Genomic DNA, 19,725 nt, shown 5'->3' with positions numbered 1-19,725 from the left:
TATCAGGCTGCTCTCGTCCAACCCTGCAGAGCCGCTGCCTCGGCTCGCACCGCTTCGGGGCCACCCAAGACCTGCCGATCGAAGCCGATCCGTTTGAACCAGTAGTGCAGGCCGAGCAGATCGGTGAACCCCATCCCGCCATGCACTTCAGTGGCGGTGCGGGCGACAAATCGGTGGACGTCGCCCGTGAGGGATTTCGCATGGCAAGCCGCGAGAGATGCATCCTCCGGCAGCGCATCGAAGACATGGGCGGCGTACCAGACCAGCGCGCGGCACGGTTCATGGCGTGCGGCCATTTCGGCGCACATGTGCTTTACCGCCTGGAAGCTGCCGATAGGGCGGCCGAACTGCTCTCGCTGACCAGCATAATCGACCGCCTTTTCAATCATGGCCTGCCCTGCGCCTAAGCTGTCGGCGGCAAGGATCACGCGGCCAGCATCGCGCAGCCGAGCCGATGCTGTGCCGCCGTCGTCGGCAAGCGGATCGGTCTCGACAGCCGCAAAGGACAATTCTCCCACGCTGCGCGTGCGATCGATGGTGGTGAGGCGGGTCGCCTTGAGTCCCGATGCTAGGGCTGGGACGAGGTGCAGCCTGCCACCGGCGTCCGCTACGAGATACGCGTCCGCGCCTTCGAAATCGAGGCAGAACAGGGCGGTGCCGCTAAGCTTCCCTTCGACGAATTGAACTCCCGCGCCGTCGCGCGCCTGGACCGTCGCGGAAATCGCGACTCCGATACGGGCCTCGCCACGCGCGATCTTCGGAAGCCATTGGCACTTTTGCTTGTTAGTTCCTGCCTCGCTCAGCGCGATCGGGGCGAGAACTACGCTGGCTAGAAATGGCGCTGGTGTGACCGCATAGGCGAGTTGTTCCGCCACGACCGCAGCGTCGAGAAGGGTCATGCCTAGGCCACCATGCTCTTCGGGGACAAGCATGGCTGGGACCGCCAGATCGTGGAGGGCTCCGAAAATAGTGTCACTTAACGGGTTGTCGCGCCCGGCACATTCGCGGACATGCTCAAGCGGGGAGGTATCGGCAAGACACCGCGCAACTGCGTCGCGCAGTATCTGCTGATCCTGCGAAAGGCCGAAGTCCATCACGCCGCTCCCTGCCTGTCGGTCTGCATGCCTGCCGCTCCCTTCGCTTCGTCGGAAATCCGCGCCAGCTTCGGCTCGCGCGGCATCTCTAGGCCACGTTCGGCGATGATGTTCTTCTGGATCTGCGCGGTGCCGCCACCTATTATGAGGCCGAGTTGGAACATATAGTTCCATTGCCAAGCCCCTCCGTCTCGTTCCCGCGGGCTGCGGTGATACAAAATGCCCATCTCGCCCATCGCGTCGATCGCCAGCGCAGAGATCTGATGCGCGACCTCGCAACTCTGCAGTTTGACGATCAGCTTCGCCATGCCGCCAGGCTCGCCCTTGAGGCTGTTCGATAGAATGCGCATTCCATTACATTTCATCGCCGTCACTTCGGCCTGGAGCGCCACCAGCCGGTCGCGCAGGACCGCATTGTCGATCGCCCGACCTTCGCCGATGGATTCCTGCTGCATCAGGCCAATCAATGCCTGCAGCCGGTTCTCGAGTGCGTCGGGATCGCCCAGCATTCCGCGCTCGTGGCCAAGCGTTGCGTTCGCGACGAACCAGCCCTGTCCTCGCTGGCCGACGATCTGGTCCACCGGAACCCGCACATTAGTAAAGAATGTCTCGTTGAACTCGGCGTGACCGGTCATCGTCTTCAAGGGGCGTACCTCGATCCCCGGTATGTCCATCGAGAAAATCAGATAAGAGATACCGCTATGCTTCGAGGCCTCGAGTTCGGTCCTCACAAGGCAAAAGATCATGTCGGCTTGCTTCGCGGTGCTGGTCCAGATTTTCTGGCCATTTATAACGAATTCTCCATTTTCGATGCGCGCGCTGGTCTTGAGGTTGGCGAGGTCCGATCCCGCACCGGGTTCGGAATATCCTTGGCACCACACGACTTCGCCCGTCAGCGTTGCTGCGATCCACCGCCGCTTCTGTTCATCGGTGCCCAACTCGAGCAAAGTCGGGACGAGCATTGAGATGCCCTGGTTCGCCAAGCCGCTCGGAAGCCGAGCTCGCGAAAACTCTTCCGCGATAATGCGCGATTTGAGTATATCCGGCGCCGCTCCGTAGCCGCCATATTCGGCCGGTATCGTGCGCGCCGTATAGCCGTGCTCGATCAATAGCTTTTGCCATCGGATAGCTTCGGCTGAGGGCCGGGAGAACCGGGTGGCGGAGGGTGGCGCCAAATGTCTGTGCGCATTGATGAAGGCGCGGATCTCCGCGCGGAAGGCGTCATATTGGGGGCCGTAGTCGAGATCCATGTCGTCTCTACCCTTCACGCGGACGAAAAACAGGAAGGCGAAAGTCCCCCCCGATCATTTCGAAATCGAGTTCGACCGGCAGATCGAGTGCGAGGATGTCACGCTCGCAATCCACGAGGCGCGTGGCCATGCGCACGCCTTCCTCAAGTTCCACCACGGCAGCCACGAACGGGACGTCGGCGGCAAAAGCGGGGTGCAGCGCCTGATGGGTCACGGTCCAGGAAAAAAGCGTGCCCTTGCCGCTGCTGGGTTCCCAGGAATAGTCTGGCGAGCCGCATCGTGCACACATGTAGCGAGGCAGGTGGCGAAAGATGCCGCAACTTCCGCAACGCTGGAAATAGAGTTGACCGTCCTGGCACAGCCTCCAGAACTCCTGTTCGATCGGGTCCTGCGGCCGCGGCTGCGGCTTGGCCGGCGTTGCCTGCGCGGAGGGCCGCGCCTTGGGAGGCACATCATGCTCGTCGCTCATGCAAACCTCCTGAGGATCGCGATGCTGCCATCGCCAAGGTCTCCCCAGCCTGTCACAAGGCCGGTCTGGGCTCCGATCACTTGACGCTCGCCGCAGTCATGGCGCAGCTGTCGTACTGCTTCCACAACATGGTTGAGACCCCAGACATGCGCCTCGCTAAGCAAGCCGCCATGGGTGTTGATCGGTAAGCGCCCGCCCAGCTCGATCTGGCCATTGGCGACAAATTCGGCCTGCGCGCCAGGCTCGCAATATCCGAGCGATTCGAGCTGCAGCAGAACGATATAGGTGAAACAATCGTAGATCTGGAGGAAGTCCATGTCGTCGCGCGTGACGCCCGCCATATCGAATGCGCGCGGGGCGGCATCGCTGAGGCCGATCTTGAAGGGGTCGGGGCGGGAAGGGATGTCGTCGGCGGGATAGGGATGGCCTTCGGCCGCGCCGGCGATGCTGACGGGCACATGCGGCATGTCTTTGGCACGGTCCATGCGCGAGAGGACGACAGCACAGGCGCCATCGGTCTCGAGGCAGCAATCGTAGAGGCGAAACGGCTCAGATATCCAGCGCGCCGAATAATAGGTTTCCGCGTCGAGTTCGCGGCCATAGGTAAAGGCGCGTGGATTCAATTGCGCATGACGGCGGCAGGCGAGCGCCACGGCCGCCATCGCATCTTCGCCAACGCCGTAGAGCTTCGAGTGACGGGTCGCCAGCCAGGCGTACATCTGCACCGGCAACAATACGCCGTAGGGGCTGTAGTAGCCTTGGATCGTATTGGTCAGGGTGTTCATGTTCATCGGCCGGGTGGGCGGGGCGCCCGGCTTAGGTCTGAGAGCGGAATAGCCGTTCCAGCCCAGTGTCACGAGCACATGATCGCATAGACCACAGGCGATCGCCATGGCGGCATTCTGTAGTGCCGTTGTCGGGCTGGCGCCGCCCATGTGCACGGTTGCCGCATAGCGCAGCACATCAATGCCCAGATTGGCGGCCATCTCCTCCGACGTCGTATAGATTGGCGGCGGCACCATGCCGTCGATATCGGAGGGTTTCAGTCCAGCATCCGCGATGGCCCGGCGCGAGGCGGTGAGCATCATTTCCACTGCAGTCCGCTCGGTGCCCTTGACGAAATCGGTCTGGCCGACCCCGGTGATTGCTGCCTTGTCGGCAAAGGAAAGGGTGGATGAAAGATTCATGCCGCGTCCCTGTCTCGCTCGCCGGTCAGAAATGAGTTCCGGCGCCGGCCAATGCTCTCTCCGCGCCCTCTATAAGGTCGCGCATCACGACTGCCGCTGGGCGGATCGCATCGATCAGACCAATCCCCTGGCCTGCGAAGCCGGGCATGATGTCCTTGCGTGCGGCCTTGATGCCAGAAGCCATGACAGGCCCCGAAACCATCGACTGATAAGGCATCGGAAGCGGCTCTTTGCCGGCCGCCACCCAAGCATCGGCCCATTTGTTCCGAATCATCCGGGCAGGCTTGCCCGTTAGCGATCGGCTGACCACCGTATCGGCATCGCCGCTTTCGGTGATGGCTTCTTTCTGAAATTGTTCGATACCTGCTTCGTCGGTTGCGAGGAACGCCGATCCGATCCACGCCCCCTGGGCGCCGAGCATCATCGCTGCGGCGACTCCGCGACCATCGGCTATTCCTCCCGCACCGATTACGGGAACACGATCGCCGACTGCATCAACCACTTGCGGAATCAGCGAGAAGGTTCCGACAGGAGAGTTGTGGCCGCCGCCGTCGTGACCCTGCGCGACGATCAGGTCGATACCCGATTCCACTACCTGCAGGGCGTGCTTGACCTTTCCGATCACCGCCATGACCTTGGTGCCATTGGCATGAAGGCGTTCCATCCACGGTTCGGGATTGCCAAGGCCTGCGGCATAGACCGGCACTTTTTCTTCGATGATTACTTCCATCTGCGCTTCGAAGAACTCCCGCGAGAACAGCTGCAGTCCGCCCTTGCCCATGTCCGGGGCGCCCGCCGCGCGCATCGCCGTGGCGGCGTCCACTGCGGGCAAATGCTCGCGCTCCATGAATTCGCGGGTGAACTCCTGATATTCGCCGAGCAAAGCCAGGGGGTTTTCTGCTACACCTCCGCTCTCCGGCGCCGAACCGCGCCTGACAGACGCCGGCAGCAAGGTATCGACCCCAAAAGGCATGTCGGTCATCTCGCGGGTTTGCCTGATCCAGCTACGTAACTGGTCGGGCGAGCATGCGGCAGCGCCGAGAACACCAAGTCCGCCTGCGTTCGACACCGCGGCAGCGAGTGCAGGCACGCTCGCCCCGCCCATTCCAGCCAGAAGAATCGGATATTCGATCCCGAGAATTTTGCAAACAGGGCTCTTCAGCGCCATTATCCTACCCTCTCCGTTCCGCGCCCGATCAGACGCAATTTTCTAAATCTGCCCCCACCTGACACGCTGGGATACAAGCTCGGGGCTTCGCTCTGCCAGATAGGACGCGGATCCCGAGACGAGCCGGGCCATGGCCTGACGCGCCGCTTCGGAATCCCCGGTGCGTACTGCTTCGAGGACACGGCGGAGGAATCGCAATTGGACCGCTCGCTCCTGCGCCGAATAGCCAAGTGAGTGAGAGAATTCGCGCGTAATTAAATGCAGCGTCGACGTTAATAGCCCGAACAATGGATTGCCGCTGGCCCAGCCGAGAAGGTCATGAAAACGACGGTTCAGTTCCTCGAACTGGCCTCCGGCTTCATTTCGTTCCAGCTCTTTGAGGCAATCGGCGAGTGCGCTCAGGTCGCCGGTAGTCGCGCGCTGGGCGGCGTAGGCGGCAACATCCGCGGCGATCGCTTCACGTAGTTCGAGCAGGCCTCTGAGGTCGGCGTCCATGAAATGCAGAATTAGCGAGAGACTGTTTGCAAAGTCGCCGGTCTGCGGACGCGCAACCACCGGACCGCCGCTACGGCCCAGCTGAAGATGGATAACGCCCTGGAGCTCAAGGAAGCGGAGCGCTTCGCGCAAGGTCGCTCGCGCGACATCATATCGCGCAAGCATTTCTTCCTCACGCGGCAACCTGTCGCCCGGGGCGTGTGCACCTGCCTCGATATCGCGAACGATGTGCTGGGCAAGCGAGAGTGCGCGCTTAGCTTTCTTCGCGTTTTCGACTTTCAGCAACATCACTCTGCCTCACCCCTGTCACGAAGCCTTATAAGATTTAAGTTCCGTTTATGTCCATGGTCGTGAGATAAAAATGTTTCAGATGCAAAAAAATGATAAAACCTTATAAGCATTATTGACTGAGCCTCAGAAGGGATTTACGATTTCAAGTAGGGCAATTGTGCTGTTATCGACGAAGGGCGCGACATGGATACCGACATGGTGGAGCCGAATATCCGCGAAAAGGTCGCTTTCATCCCGATCGACGAGATTGATGTTGCGCGTCCGAGCCTTTTCCAGAAAGACACGGTCGGCCTGTTCTTCGAGCGGCTTCGCCGAGAGGAGCCGGTCCACTACTGCCGCGAAAGCTATGTCGGACCATATTGGTCGATTACAAAGTTCGACGACATCATGGCCGTGGACACCAACCATAAGGTATTTTCGTCAGAGGCGAAGCTCGGCGGTATCGCCATCGAGGACATGCACTCGGCGAAAAGCGCGCTTGAACTTGAAATGTTCATCGCGATGGACCCACCAAAGCACAACCAGCAACGAAAGGCCGTTACTGGTGCGGTCGCGCCGTCCAACTTGCTGCTGCTTGAGCCAACTATCCGCGAACGAGCATGCCAAATCCTCGACGACTTGCCGGTCGGCGAAGATATTGATTGGGTTGATAAGGTGGCGGTCGAATTGACCACAATGACCCTTGCGACCCTGTTCGACTTCCCGTGGGAGGAACGCCGCAAGCTCACGCGCTGGTCCGACGTCACAACGGCCGCCCCTGAAACTGGGATCGTCGCATCCTATGAGGCGCGGCGCGCAGAGCTGATCGAATGCGCAATGTATTTCAAGGGTCTGTGGGAGCAGCGCATCAATGCGGAGCCGAAGAATGACCTGATCTCCATGATGGCGCATTCTCCGGCGACACGGGACATGCCCTTCCTGGAGTTTCTGGGCAACCTCTTGCTGCTTATCGTGGGCGGCAATGACACCACGCGCAACTCGATCAGCGGTGGTGTCCTGGCACTGAACCAGAACCCGGACGCGTATTTGAAATTGAATAACGATCCTGGGCTCATCACTAGCATGGTGCCAGAGATCATCCGCTGGCAGACACCGCTGACCCATATGCGCCGCACGGCGCTGCAAGATTGGGAGATCGGCGGCAAGAAGATCAGAAAAGGCGACAAGGTTGTGATGTGGTACCTGTCGGGTAACCGCGACGAGACGGTCATCGACAGGGCGGACGAGTTCATCATAGACCGTAAGAACCCACGGCATCATCTGTCTTTCGGCTATGGCATTCATCGCTGTATGGGCAACCGGCTCGCAGAACTGCAACTACGGATCATCTGGGAAGAGATCCACAAGCGGTTCGCGAAGATCGAAGTGACCGGTGAACCCGAGCGCCTGTTCTCGAACCTAGTGCGAGGGATTACGAAACTGCCGGTGAGGCTCCACGCCCGCTGATTGGCTGATTCAAAAAAAGCGGAGCTTGATATGGTCAAAGTGACGTTCGTTTCCAGCGATGGAACGCGGAGGGCAGTCGACATAGCCGAAGGTGAGACAGCGCGCGAAGCGGCGCTGTTCAACGATGTGCCGGGCATCGACGGTGATTGCGGCGGGGTGTGCGCTTGTGCAACCTGCCATGTGTTTGTGGATCCGGCCTGGATCGACAAGGTCGGCCGCTTGGCCGAAGGCGGTGCGGAGGCAGACCTCCTGCAGTTTGCGGAAGGGGCGAACGAATATAGTCGCCTCGCTTGCCAGATTCCCATCGAGCCCTTGGTGGAAGGTCTGATTCTGCATGTTCCCGAGCAGCAATACTGACATGCCTGCGTGACGCGTGTTTCACACGACGCTCGACTGTCTGAAATCGCGAGTAGAGCTCAACCAGGAGGTACTCGCTACCTTTCAGAGGTCCCAGCATCAAATGGCGGATCTGTGCTGACCTAGCTCTCGTGCGCCCGCGAGTCGAGGGGGGCGTGCCAACAGTGCCTTTCAACTTAAAATTTCATACGCTGCGCCGTATCCCGCGTTGGCGGGAATAGTGAGGATGTTCGTGCCGTCTCGCTGGATGACTTCTGGAAGGACCGGCACGATTTCGCGAGCCTTGGCCCGCGCGACGCAATCGTCTGCGCTCGCAGCTTCGGCTAGCAGTTGCAGGTTCAATCTCGTAGGAAAGATGATCGTTCGTTCACCGCTGACACCCAGTTTCAGGGCTTTGCTTGGCGAAAGCCATTCCGCATCAACGGTTTCATATCCATCACATGCTGCGATCTGGCGCTCTGGGGCGCGAACGACGAAGAAATGAGTGTCGAAGCGCTTTTGCATAAAGCTGGGCGTGATCCACCGCGCGAACTCGCTCAGGCGATCAAGGCGCAGTTGCACATCGGCCTCACGCACAATGTCGAAAAATTCGCGCTCGCCTCGCTCGACGGCTTTGCGGCTTTCAAGATCGCAAATATCCTCGAACTCGCTACCGTCGCGATGATCGGCCAGCAGGATGCCTGCTTCCTCAAAGGCTTCACGAATCGCGGCAATCCGGAGGGTGCGCTGCGTAGGATCTAGCGTTTTCCAACCCCTGCAATAATCGGCCCATTCAGGCGCTTCATCGGCAGCAGAAGGCTTTCCACCCGGAAAGACCAGCGCGCCGGATGCAAAATCGATCTGGTGATGCCGCTTGACCATCAGCACCTGGAACTCCGGCTCGTCGCGAAGCAACAGCATGGTGGCTGCGGGGACCGGATTGACTGGCTTCTGCAGGGTCATCATAAACTCCAGTTTGAATTGGCCTGATATTGGACGCTGGCCCGTTCAGGCTGAGCAACGATCTTATCGCCATTTGCGCAGAAGAACCAACCCGGCAAGAGCCAGTGCAACACTTGCAAGCACCCAGGACTGATTCGCAAGCAGCGCCGCGGAGACGATAAGTGCGGCCGCCACAGGACCTTTGACAGGCTGGCTCGCGCGGCGAATGGCTGCAAGCCGTTCAAAACTGGCCGGATCGATCTGGACAGGCACGTACCCGGACTTGGCGATCACGGCGGCGTTATCGAGAAGGTCGGGCATGACCGCCGCCAAGGCGAGGAGTTTTCGGCGAACTTTTTTTAGATTGGGCTGATTTCGGCCGAGAGAGAATCTTTCCGCGAACAGCTCCAACATGATGGGGCGTGTTTCCTCCCCAATATTATAACCAGGCGCAAAGGAACGCGCAAACCCCTCCGCCGTGAGCAATGTTCGAAGAAGGATCGCCAGATCAGGCGGAAGTGCGAGCTGATAGTCTCGCAGGAGATCGAACACGCGGCTGAAAATATGCGAGAACTCAATCCCCGAAAGGACGGTTCCTCTGAATTCACCTATCAGCTGGTCCAAATTCTGGGTGAGCCCATCACGGTCAACTTTTGGATTTCCGGCCCATTCGAGCAACACGTTCGCGACGTCGGCTGTGTCCTCGTCGGCTATAGCCATGACAAGTCGCACCAGCTCCTCGCGTCTCGCCTTCGTGAGAGTGCCGACCGATCCAAAGTCGATAAAGCCCACATCCTGTTCCCCGATAAGGAAAACATTGCCCGGATGCGGATCGCCATGGAATTCGCCATTCAGAATGATCATGCGCAGGACTGCATTCGCATATTGTCTCGCGAACGCCGCCACGCGTGGGTCGGTCGAGCCGGCCTCGAGCGCAGACGCGGGCGTTCCATACAGCCGCTCCTGGACGTTGACCCGTATCCCCGTCAGTTCCCAATGAATTGTTGGAGTCTTGATCCCAAGCGTGTCAAGATAGCCACCGATACGCTCGCATGCACGAGCTTCGGCTGCCAGATCCATTTCCCAGGCAAGATTTCTGCCAAAGGTTCGCAGGAACTCTACGGGGCGATAGCGGGCGATTTCAGGGGATCGATCCTCGGCAACGGCGGCGAGGCGCGACAGCAGCCGCACATCGGCCTCCATTCGCGCAGCAGTGCCCGGACGCCGCACCTTTATGATAACGCCGGCGCCGTCGAGCAGCGAAGCAGAGTAGGTCTGCGCTACCGAAGCCGAAGCCAGTGGTTGTTCATCGAATTGGGTGAATTCCCCTCGCCAGTCAGCTCCCCAGCTTGCGGCAAGGATGGGCTCGATTTCTTCGAATGGCACCGGAGAAACCTGATCGTGGAGCGTCGCGAAGGCAGCAATCCAGGACCTGGAAAACAGATCGCTGCGCGTCGCCAGCAGCTGTCCAAGCTTTATTCCGACCGGACCAATGTCGCGCAGGAGTGCGACGACCGCCGCCGGCCGCAATTCACCTGGATCGATTGAATTGGCAGGATGCGGAATGACGCCGAGCGCGCCCGCCAGGCTTTTGGCGCCGTGCCGGACAAGAATCTGTCCTATCTCGGCGGCGCGTGCGATGTCTCCTATCGGTTTATCTCGGAACCCAGGCATATGTCCTATTCCGCATCGGTCCGGCTCTGATCGAGATTCGACGCAATCCGCACAAGAATGTCCAGCAACGTCCGTTTTTCGTCGCGCGTGGCGTTCCGCCATAAGACCCTATGCAGCCCGTCCGCGGATTCTCTCAGTTGGGGCAACAACCTGTCGAGCTCCTGGGTCAGGATGAGCTGCCATGCCCGGCCGTCCGTTTTGGCTCGTCGCCTTTCCATCAATCCTTTCTCACAAAGGCCAGCGACGGCTTGACCGATCGTGGCGGATTCCAACTCTAGTCGCTTGGCAATTCCGGCCTGCGTCAACGATGGTTCGCGGAGAAGTTGTCCGATGATGCGCCACTGCGTCTGATTGAGGCCGCTCTTGGCAATCCGTGCGTCATAAGCGCGCCTCGCCCCCCGACTAATCTCGTCCATCAAATATAGCATACGGTCGTCGTCGGTGAGGGCGCCTTCGCGAAGCCGTGGCGGCATTGTGTCGAGATTTGCGTTCATACCGCTGCCTAGTCCGTTTCGTGGGAATGCCAAAACGCAAATTACTAAACGATTTTACTAACTGGATGGAACGGTCTACGCCACGCCATGAAGCGACTTAGCACATGTCCAAAATCCTTCGAAAGAGGCAGATGACCGACGAACCAAATGAGCGGGAACAGGATCGCGCGCCCGCATCCAGCCTGAAATCGCAACCCAAATTTCGCCTCATCCTCATCATAGCCATCACTGCTGCGCTGATTGCAGGTGGTTGGTGGTATTACAGGCATGTCACCTATGGGCAGTACATGCAGTCGACCGACAACGCCTATGTCGCGGCCGACAGCGTTGTGGTTTCATCAAAAGTGGCCGGATACGTGGACGCGGTGCTCGTCTCTGAGAACGGGTGGGTCAGTCCCGGCGAGGCGCTCGTGCAACTGGATGTGCGAGATTATAGAGCCCAGGCGCAACAGGCGCGTGCGCAGATTGCGGCGACGCTGGCCGGCGCCGACACAATCCGCTCGCAAGTAACCGAACAGGACTCAGCGATTCGACAGGCGCGGGCCCAACTCGCCGCCAAGCGCGCGGCGCTCGACCTCGCCAATGAGCAGGTAGCGAGGTATCGCCCCCTCGCCGCGACCGGTGCGGAGCCGCGAGAAAAGCTTCAACAATATGAGACACAGGCGCAGCAAGCGCACGCCGACTTTGTTGCTGCCCAGGCAGCAGTCTCTGCCGCCAACGGTCGGAGGGCCACCTTGTTCAAACAGATCGACCAGACCGAAGCCCAAGCTGACGCGGCCCGCGCGCAGCTGGAAGCGGCCGACCTAGATGTCACATCGACCCTGCTGCGAGCCAGCAAGGGAGGTCGCGTTGGCGATCTAACAGTAAGGGTCGGCCAATTCGTTCAGCCCGGCCAGCGATTGATGACGGTGGTTCCGGTAAACGAAATCTACGTCATCGCTAATTTCAAGGAGACGCAGGTCGGCCTTTTGCGGGCGGGGCAACCGGTCAAGCTCGAGGTCGACGCACTTCCCGACTTTGAGATTGCCGGACGCGTTGAGAGCATCTCCCCCGGAACCGGAGCAGAATTTTCAATCCTGCCGCCCGAAAACGCCACAGGGAATTTCACCAAGATTGTTCAGCGGATAACGGTTCGTATCGCGATAATAGCCTCGCCCAAAGTGCGTCGTCTGCTCGTCCCGGGCATGTCGGTTGTGGCAGTTGTCGACACGCGAAATGCTGCCGGAGAGCTGAAAGAGATCTCGAGTACCGACAAATGACCGCCGAGTTGGCATCGAACAGCGCCTCTGGTACTCCGACTGCAGACAGGCGGAATGCCGATATCACCGCGTGGATAGCGGTCGCAGCGGGCGCACTTGGCGCCATGCTCGCAACACTCGATATCTCTATCGTCAATTCCGCGCTTCCGGTGATCCAGGGCGAAATCGGAGCCAGCGGCACCGAGGGAACCTGGATTGCCACCGCATTTCTCGTAGCCGAAATCGTGGTAATTCCGCTTAGCGCCTGGCTTGAACGCCTTTTTGGACTGCGAAATCTGCTCATCATTGCGGTTTCCGCGTTCACCGGCTTTTCAATTCTTTGCGGTATGGCGACCGACCTCACGACCATGATCATCGGTCGCACGGGTCAGGGTTTCATGGGTGGTGCGCTGATACCGACTGCGATGACCATCGTGGCGAAAAGATTGCCGCCCCATCAACAGCCGATCGGCATGGCGCTGTTCGGCATGACAGTGATTCTGGGTCCGGTCATGGGGCCGCTGATCGGTGGCTGGCTGACCGAAAATTTGAGCTGGCACTATGCCTTCTTTGTCAATGTTCCAATCTGCGCTGTGCTGCTGCTGCTGCTATTCGTCGGGCTTCCTCACGAAGAGCCGAAGTGGGAGTATCTGACCGATGCTGATTGGGCGGGCATTGCCGGCCTGATTCTGGGGTTGGGCGCTTTGACTGTGTTGCTTGAGGAGGGGCATCGCGAGGAATGGTTTGAATCCGCTCTTATTCGCTGGCTGGCCCTCATTGCCGTCATCGGTTTCGCTTCACTGATCTACGGGCAGCTGAATGCGTCCAAGCCCGTCCTGAAACTCCGCCTCCTTCTCAATCGCCAATTCGGAAGCGTTGCGGTGATGGCTCTCGCCTTGGGAATGGTGATGTATGGTTCGACCTACGTCATTCCCCAATTTCTTGCGATCATATCGGATTATAACGCTTTTCAAACCGGGCTCGTTATATTTTGGATGGGTATTCCGGCCTTTGTGCTTATGCCGATCCTGCCCTTAATGATCCGTAGGCTCCACATCCGCATTGCCGTCGGAGTCGCAATGCTTCTGATGGCGGCCAGCTGTTTCGTCAGCATAAGCCTCACCGCGGAATCCGGGGGCGCCGTATTCATCGAAAGCCAGCTTATTCGGGGTGTTGGCATGATTCTGTCCATGATGTTCCTGAACCAGGCTACCGTAGCCTCAGTGGCAAATACAGATGCTGGCGATGCCTCCGGTATTTTTAACGCCGCTCGAAATCTCGGAGGATCTTTCGCTTTGGCCGGACTGGCTTCGTTTCAGGACCAGCGGATCTGGCACCATAGCCGGCGCATGGAAGAAACGCTGAATGCCAACAGTGTTTCGCTCCAGATTTATCTTGATGAACTCGCGAAAAGCTTCGGCGGGATGGAGGGTGCCATGTCGATGCTAGGCCGGACCATCCAGCGGGACGCGTTCGTAATGACCTACAATGATGTGTTCTTGGCGATGGGCGTCCTAACCTTGATGACCGTTCCTTTGGTCATCTTTTTGAAGCCGCTTCCCAGGAATGTTTCCCTTTCGATGCACTGAGCCTGATATGATAAAAAAATCTGTAATATCGCTTCTCGCCTCGTTTCTGCTGGCCGGTTGTGTCGCGGGCCCAGACTACGCCGGGCCTCCAGAAGTATTCTCGGCGAACCGAAATGACGGCTTTGTCCGTGCCGGCGGTAACGTCAGCGATGCCGAGCCCGAGCTGGCAGATTGGTGGCTCCTTTTGAACGATCCGGAATTGAACAGGCTTATCGAGGCCGCGTTATCGGACAATCCTTCGCTTCAGGCTGCGCAAGCGCGGATCGCGCAGGCGCGGGCATCCGTGAGACAGGAGAAGGCCGGAAGATTTCCGACGCTTGGAACCCAGGCGACGGCTATTCAGGGCCGCTTGCCGGGCCTTGATATTCAGAACAGTGCCCCGCCTTCGGCGAGCGCGCCTGTTAGTCCGCAGGGACAGGCGGATGATAGCCTCAGTGTCTACAATCTCGGGCTCAACGCTAACTGGGAGCTGGATTTCGCAGGAGGAACGCAGCGACGGATCGAGGCCGGCAACGCTCAGGCAGCGGCAGCGGTTGCCAATGTGGAGGATGCCAAGGTCCAGCTGACCGCCGAAGTCGCCAATGCCTATGTCAACCTGCGCGAGGCCCAGTTTCGAGCCAAAGCGTACCGAACCGAGTGCGAGTTGCAGCATCAAATCCTCTCGCTAACCTATCAACGGTATCAGCAAGGCGTTTTGCCCCTGTTCCCTCTCGGCAATGCAAATGCCGAGCTCGAGTTGCTCAAGTCTCAGCTCGCCGAGGCCGAAGCTGACACGGCGGTATTGCTCGATGCGCTTGCCATTTTAGCTGGGCAGATCCCAGGGACAACGGACGAAGCGCTGAAACAGATCTTCGATGTTCCCCTCCCGCCGGAACAGGTCGCGGTGGGCGACCCCTCAAACCTTGTCGCACGTCGGCCCGACATCCGCGCGGCCGAACGCAGCCTGGCGGCAGCAACGGCTCGGATCGGTGTTGCGGAGGCCGCACGATTTCCGAAGCTGTCATTCATGGGAATCTTGGGACTTGGCGGAACGTCGCCAGACGATCTCTTTGATGTGAGCAACCCGTCAATTCTCGCTATTCCGCAGCTGCAGTGGAACTTCCTCGATTTCGGAAGGGTCGATGCCTCGGTCGATCAGGCGAGCGCCGCCCGTGCCGAGGCGGTTGCCAACTATCGACAGACAGTGCTTTCTGCACTTCAGGACGCCGAGCGCGCGTTGTCGCGCTTTGGCCAGCAGCGCTCTGCCCTGGTGGCGTTCGCGCAGATCAAGTCCCAGGCAGATGGCGCAGCCGATCTTGATCGACAACGATTTGCCGGCGGAGTGATCTCGCGCGCTGACCTAAATCGCACGCTTCGCAAACAGGAGCAGGCGGCAACCGACCTCGTCCGGGGAAAGGCGGCGCTCACGCTGTCATGGATCGCCCTGCAAAAATCACTCGGCCTGGGATGGCAAATGCAAGCAAAGATTTAATGTCACCTACGAGTGTTGTTAATATAAACTCCAAGGTGCGATATCGGTTCAGAAAGAATCTCATAGGGATTTCACCTGACAATTTTATCTAACCTTAGCAAGAGTATCCTGTGCTTATTCAAACGATCTGTCGGCCGATTTGTGCGCAGCATACTCCTTGCAAGCGACCTGATATAACGCTACGCTGACGTCTACATAATGTCATTGAGGCAAGGCGCGATGTGTGGATCGGCATGGTTAAATGTGTGGGGTCAGTGGTCCCGCTTGCTGGCATGATCCGCTCGACGACGGGCTATGGGAGAGGAAGTTGCCACGGGCGATCCGCTCTCCCGACACCGGTTGGAGACTTGCTGCGATGAATGCGCGCACAGCACCGAACATCTTCGTTCGCGAAGGAGATGGCATTTCAACGTTGGTCGTTGAAGGTGACTGGACAGCGATTTCGATCGCAGGCCTTTCCGGGCATGTTCTGAGTCCCTCGAACCTCTCCTTCTCAAGCGACTTCGGAAACCTGGGAAGGATAGACAGCGCAGGCGCGCTCGCCATCCTGACTCTCGCACCCAATGCGGCATTTACCGCAGACCTGCCCGCCAATCTTGCTGATCTGTTCGCGCTGGTGGGCTCGGCCATGGCCGACCGCGATGTCCCGTCTATCAAAACTCCCCCATTTCACGTGCGTCTTGGCCAAAAAGTTTATCGAGCTGTCCAGGAAATCGGCGCAAGCGCTCGATTTCTCGGGCAACTTGAGGTGGCGCTCATGAAATCTCTTGCACATCCCAAAAGGATGCGACTGATCGCACTGGCGTCGTCAATTCAGAAGGCCGGCTTCGATGCGCTGCCACTCATAGCGATCATGACATTCTTTATCGGCGCAGTAGTGGCTCTCATAGGAAGCGATCTGCTCAAGACATTGGGTGCATCGGAACTGGTCGTCGAACTGGTTGGCATATCCGTCCTCCGCGAGTTCGGCGTCCTCATTCCCGCGATACTACTTGCCGGTCGGTCCGCTTCCACTTTCGCGGCCCAGATCGGCGCAATGCGAATGAATCAAGAGACGCAGGCAATGAAGGTGATGGGCATCGACCTGTTCGACGCGCTGGTTGTGCCACGCGTATTGGCATTGCTTGTAATTATGCCCCTCCTGGCGATTGTTGCCATGCTGGCTGGGTTGGCCGGCGGGCTTGTCGTCAGCTGGGGCATACTCGACGTGAGCCCGACATATTTCGCCGAACGACTCTCGGCTGCGGTCGATATCCGACACTTCTGGGTTGGAATGGCAAAAGTACCGGTGCTGGCCATTGTGATTGCGCTTGCCGGATGTCGCCACGGCCTTTCGGTACGCGGAGATGTTGAGGATCTGGGCGGGCGGGTGACCGTCGCCGTTGTCCAAGCGCTATTCGCAATCATCCTTCTGGATGCCGCCTTTGCAATTCTCTTCAACGTGCTCGAAATATGATTTGCGATCCGGACGTCGTTATTCGGGTGGAGAATCTTAAAACCCGATTTGGCGATCACATTATCCACCAGGATTTGAACCTAGAAGTCCATCGTGGCGAGATTCTTGGTGTCGTCGGAGGGTCCGGTAGTGGAAAATCCGTCCTGATGAACACCATTTTGGGCCTGATTGCGCCTAGCCATGGGACAATCGAAATCTTTCAGAAAAAAATTGGGAGTCGCTTTGATCGTACGGAAATTAATCACCGAATTGGCGTCATGTTTCAAAATGGCGCGCTTTTTTCTTCTCTTAGTGTGCAAGAAAATGTCGAGGCTCCTCTCATCGAACATACCCGTCTTAGAGAGCCGTGGCTCGAGGCCGTGGCTCTGATGAAAATCGGCCTTGTCGGACTCGATGCCGAGGTGGGCCGGCAAATGCCCGCTGAACTTTCAGGCGGAATGCGAAAACGTGTAAGCGTAGCGAGGGCCTTGGCGCTCGATCCAGAATTGCTGTTCCTTGACGAACCCACTTCGGGCCTCGACCCGATCGCAGCCGCGGAATTTGACCAGCTGATACGGACGCTGAGCGACACGCTGGGGCTTACTGTCGTGATGGTGACCCATGATCTCGACAGCCTGTATTCCATCAGCGACCGCGTGGCCGTGGTTGCGGATCAGAAAATTGTCGAGGTTTCGCCAATCGCGGAACTTGAGAGGTCTGACCATCCTTGGATCAGGGCGTTTTTGGGAGGGCGGGCGGAGCGCGCCAAGGAAAGGAACCGCTAATGGAACGCGACGCGAACTACGGTCTGATTGGGGGCCTGACGCTGGCTCTGCTAGCGGCGGCTTTCGGCTTCATCCTCTGGCTCGGTCAATCCCAATTCGCGCGTGATTTCGACGAGTATCGGATCATTTTCGATGGTCCTGTCCGCGGGCTGAGCGAGGGAGGCGAGGTGCAGTTCAACGGAATTCCGGTGGGAGAAATCACGCGTATTAGTCTTGATCCCAGAAATCCAAACAGGGTGCTTGCAGGAGTGCGCCTGCGCGAGGATACGCCTGTGCGCGTCGATTCTACCGCCGCGACGGAGTCGCAAGGCATAACCGGCGGAAGCTACATCCAGATCAGTGCGGGGACGCCCTCTAAGCCGTTGTTGAAGGAGGTTTCCAAGGAAGCGCTCCCAGTGATTAAGGCGGAAAAAAGTTCGCTACAATCCCTGATGGATGGAGGTGGCGCATTGTTGGCGGATGCTTCGCAGGCCCTGGAAAGGGTCAACCGGACCTTGTCCGACGAGAATATCGAAAATGTTTCGGCTGCTATTGCGAATGTAACAGCTACCACGGCGGAATTGCGATCTAGTCGCGGAATGTTCAGCAAGGCTGAACAAGCGTTTGCACGCCTGGACCGGGCGGCGGCCGATATCGAGGCCGCGGCCGCATCGGCGCGCACGGCGATCGATGGCGACGGTCGCAAGACGTTTGCCGATGTCTCGGCAGCCGCTCGAGATCTTCGAGAGGGGATCGCCGAGGCGAGGGTGGTCATTCACAGGCTTGATGACGCCGCGAGTGGATTGGCGGCGCCCGACGGCTCCGGGATTGCTGCAACTTTGAAATCGCTCGATAGCGCGGCGCAGGAAATCGAGCAGCTCGCCGGCCAGCTACGACGGACCCCTCGTGAAAGGAAGCTCCCCCAATGAAAACGATCTCTGCAAGAATGTTTTTGCTGATGGGCGCGCTAATTTGCCTTTCTGGTTGCGGGAATATTCTGGGAACTGGCGGCAAATCGACGTTGTACCGGATCAGTAGCACGCCCGTACCGGAGCGTGAAATTGCACGACAGTGGATTCCGGTGTATATTACGCGACCGACGCTTCCGCCTGGGGCCGATGGAGACAGGATCCTCACGATCGAGAATCGCGAAGTCACGTATCTGGCCAAAGCACGGTGGATGAGGCCTGCGCCCGAGATGATCCGCGAGGCTATTGCCGGAAGCGTAGCGCGCAAAATCGATCACGCATATATCCCTGTCCAGAGCGTTGCTTCCGATCATTACGTCCTATCCGCACGGCTTTCTTCTTTTGCAGCCTATTACGACCAGGGGCCCGACGCGGCCCCGATCATTCGCATCGCCGCGCAAGTGGAACTAAGCCGATCCAAAGAATCGGAACCACTGGCAGTCACGCGCATCGTCCTTGATAGGTCAGCAAGTGCAAATAGCGTTTCGAGTATCGTCGAAGCCTTTGATCGCGCGAGCCTTGAAATGGCCGACGAAATCGCGAGTTGGACGGCTGCGGCGATCAACTAGCGTGAAGCCAATGGAAACTTAGTCGGGACAACGGCCCAGCCCAAGATGAAGCGGGAATGTTATGGGTGGCTCCCCTTCAGGGAGGGGCGGCAGCCGTACACAAATAGATCGACAGCTTGCCTCATTCGGGCTGAAGAGGTTTCATTGTGACTGGTCACTCCCACTCCAAGAGCGGCCCGACGAAAAGGTGACAAAATGACGCTGGAGATAAACTGCTCCGCAGCAAAATTCGCGTCTGACACCCTGATTTCTCCCCTCTCCTCGGCTTTGCGCAAGACCTCTGCCACCAATCTCGTCGTGCGTCCTACGCCGAATTCGTAAAGGTTTCGCGCTAAAGCGGGAAAACGTGCAGCCTCAGCCATTACAACGCGTTCCAACGCGACGTGAATGTCGGTAAGCATCCAGGATAGCAGTTCATCGGACAGCTCTTCAAGCTCGAGCCGAACGTCGCCATGTTCGGGAACGTGCTGTTCAAGGAAGGAGAGCCGATCCTCGATTTCCATGAGTATTGCCGCTTCGAAAAGCAGCTTTTTGTCCCCGTAACGGGCGTACAACGTGCGCTTGGAGATGCCTGCTTTTGCAGCAATCCGTTCAGCCGTTGAACGACCGAATCCGTCGGCAAAGAAGACATCGCGGGCGACACGGAGAATTTTCCTCGAAAGTGCTTGCGAGGCTTGTCGAGTGGGCCTCCCTGTTCGTCCGGAAGCTGGTTCTTTGGTTTTTTGGGTCGACGCCATGCCTCATCTTGGCCATACCTTGACCGCGCTGCAAGCGTAGAGCGCTTTGCCTTGGACAGCCCGACCGAGATTGCCCGGGCTTATGCAAGACTCACGAGGCCCGCTGAA

General features: G+C 58.6%; 19 protein-coding genes. 9 read left to right on the top strand and 10 right to left on the bottom strand.

The window, feature by feature from the left end:
* Window positions 1-2: 2 nt before the first annotated feature.
* The 6 genes from FFS68_RS04325 to FFS68_RS04300 are packed head-to-tail and all read right to left on the bottom strand — an operon-like array spanning window position 3 to window position 5,951.
* On the bottom strand, window positions 3-1,094 hold the full coding sequence (locus FFS68_RS04325) for an acyl-CoA dehydrogenase family protein (protein ID WP_037557595.1): 1,092 nt from the start codon (window positions 1,092-1,094) through the stop codon (window positions 3-5).
* The gene (locus FFS68_RS04320; RefSeq protein WP_037557597.1) at window positions 1,094-2,344 is read right to left on the bottom strand and encodes an acyl-CoA dehydrogenase family protein; all 1,251 of its coding nucleotides are present in this window, start codon (window positions 2,342-2,344) and stop codon (window positions 1,094-1,096) included. The genes FFS68_RS04325 and FFS68_RS04320 overlap by 1 nt, the downstream gene beginning before the upstream one ends.
* Window positions 2,345-2,351: 7 nt before the next feature.
* A complete protein-coding gene (locus tag FFS68_RS04315) occupies window positions 2,352-2,813 on the bottom strand; it encodes an OB-fold domain-containing protein (RefSeq protein ID WP_037557599.1) in 462 nt (153 codons plus the stop codon).
* Entirely contained in the window at window positions 2,810-4,000 is a 1,191-nt protein-coding gene (locus tag FFS68_RS04310) for a transporter (RefSeq protein ID WP_037557601.1), read from the bottom strand. The genes FFS68_RS04315 and FFS68_RS04310 overlap by 4 nt, the downstream gene beginning before the upstream one ends.
* Window positions 4,001-4,025: 25 nt before the next feature.
* On the bottom strand, window positions 4,026-5,168 hold the full coding sequence (locus tag FFS68_RS04305) for a nitronate monooxygenase (protein WP_037557602.1): 1,143 nt from the start codon (window positions 5,166-5,168) through the stop codon (window positions 4,026-4,028).
* 42 nt (window positions 5,169-5,210) lie between these two features.
* Window positions 5,211-5,951: an FCD domain-containing protein gene (locus FFS68_RS04300; protein ID WP_037557604.1), complete on the bottom strand. Its 741-nt coding sequence runs from the start codon at window positions 5,949-5,951 to the stop codon at window positions 5,211-5,213.
* Window positions 5,952-6,137: 186 nt separating this feature from the next.
* On the opposite strand from FFS68_RS04300, the gene FFS68_RS04295 reads away from it, so the two are divergent.
* Together FFS68_RS04295 and FFS68_RS04290 are read left to right on the top strand one after the other, a co-directional pair.
* Entirely contained in the window at window positions 6,138-7,400 is a 1,263-nt protein-coding gene (locus tag FFS68_RS04295; RefSeq protein WP_037557605.1) for a cytochrome P450, read from the top strand.
* 30 nt (window positions 7,401-7,430) lie between these two features.
* Window positions 7,431-7,757 (top strand): 2Fe-2S iron-sulfur cluster-binding protein, encoded by a 327-nt coding sequence (locus FFS68_RS04290; protein ID WP_081933243.1) that lies wholly within the window; start codon window positions 7,431-7,433, stop codon window positions 7,755-7,757.
* Window positions 7,758-7,928: 171 nt separating this feature from the next.
* Here FFS68_RS04290 and FFS68_RS04285 read toward each other — a convergent pair whose 3' ends face one another.
* From FFS68_RS04285 to FFS68_RS04275, 3 genes are all read right to left on the bottom strand, one after another.
* Window positions 7,929-8,699, bottom strand: coding sequence for an NUDIX domain-containing protein (locus tag FFS68_RS04285; protein ID WP_037557695.1), 771 nt, complete (start codon window positions 8,697-8,699; stop codon window positions 7,929-7,931).
* Between the two features lie 63 nt (window positions 8,700-8,762).
* A complete protein-coding gene (locus tag FFS68_RS04280; RefSeq protein ID WP_037557607.1) occupies window positions 8,763-10,352 on the bottom strand; it encodes an AarF/UbiB family protein in 1,590 nt (529 codons plus the stop codon).
* Between the two features lie 5 nt (window positions 10,353-10,357).
* A complete protein-coding gene (locus FFS68_RS04275; RefSeq protein ID WP_052182484.1) occupies window positions 10,358-10,846 on the bottom strand; it encodes a MarR family transcriptional regulator in 489 nt (162 codons plus the stop codon).
* Window positions 10,847-10,977: 131 nt separating this feature from the next.
* On the opposite strand from FFS68_RS04275, the gene FFS68_RS04270 reads away from it, so the two are divergent.
* From FFS68_RS04270 to FFS68_RS04240, 7 genes are all read left to right on the top strand, one after another.
* Window positions 10,978-12,105 carry an HlyD family secretion protein gene (locus FFS68_RS04270; protein ID WP_037557697.1) on the top strand — a complete coding sequence of 376 codons (1,128 nt, stop codon included), beginning with the start codon at window positions 10,978-10,980 and terminating at the stop codon, window positions 12,103-12,105.
* Window positions 12,102-13,673: an MDR family MFS transporter gene (locus FFS68_RS04265; RefSeq protein ID WP_137752007.1), complete on the top strand. Its 1,572-nt coding sequence runs from the start codon at window positions 12,102-12,104 to the stop codon at window positions 13,671-13,673. Before FFS68_RS04270 ends, FFS68_RS04265 begins: the two co-directional genes overlap by 4 nt.
* A gap of 7 nt (window positions 13,674-13,680) precedes the next feature.
* Entirely contained in the window at window positions 13,681-15,144 is a 1,464-nt protein-coding gene (locus FFS68_RS04260) for an efflux transporter outer membrane subunit (protein ID WP_037557608.1), read from the top strand.
* 355 nt (window positions 15,145-15,499) lie between these two features.
* On the top strand, window positions 15,500-16,600 hold the full coding sequence (locus tag FFS68_RS04255; protein WP_037557609.1) for an ABC transporter permease: 1,101 nt from the start codon (window positions 15,500-15,502) through the stop codon (window positions 16,598-16,600).
* Window positions 16,597-17,364, top strand: coding sequence for an ATP-binding cassette domain-containing protein (locus FFS68_RS04250; protein ID WP_037557610.1), 768 nt, complete (start codon window positions 16,597-16,599; stop codon window positions 17,362-17,364). Before FFS68_RS04255 ends, FFS68_RS04250 begins: the two co-directional genes overlap by 4 nt.
* On the top strand, window positions 17,364-18,272 hold the full coding sequence (locus tag FFS68_RS04245) for an MlaD family protein (RefSeq protein WP_037557611.1): 909 nt from the start codon (window positions 17,364-17,366) through the stop codon (window positions 18,270-18,272). Before FFS68_RS04250 ends, FFS68_RS04245 begins: the two co-directional genes overlap by 1 nt.
* Window positions 18,269-18,880 carry an ABC-type transport auxiliary lipoprotein family protein gene (locus FFS68_RS04240; protein WP_058801017.1) on the top strand — a complete coding sequence of 204 codons (612 nt, stop codon included), beginning with the start codon at window positions 18,269-18,271 and terminating at the stop codon, window positions 18,878-18,880. Before FFS68_RS04245 ends, FFS68_RS04240 begins: the two co-directional genes overlap by 4 nt.
* Window positions 18,881-18,939: 59 nt before the next feature.
* Here FFS68_RS04240 and FFS68_RS04235 read toward each other — a convergent pair whose 3' ends face one another.
* Complete coding sequence (locus FFS68_RS04235) at window positions 18,940-19,617, bottom strand: TetR/AcrR family transcriptional regulator (protein ID WP_037557613.1); 678 nt, start codon at window positions 19,615-19,617, stop codon at window positions 18,940-18,942.
* Between the last annotated feature and the right edge of the window lie 108 nt (window positions 19,618-19,725).

This window comes from Sphingopyxis sp. L1A2A (assembly GCF_005502465.1).
GTDB lineage: Bacteria > Pseudomonadota > Alphaproteobacteria > Sphingomonadales > Sphingomonadaceae > Sphingopyxis.
Note: the sequence above shows the minus strand (reverse complement) of the source record. Positions and strands in the feature narration are given on the sequence as shown.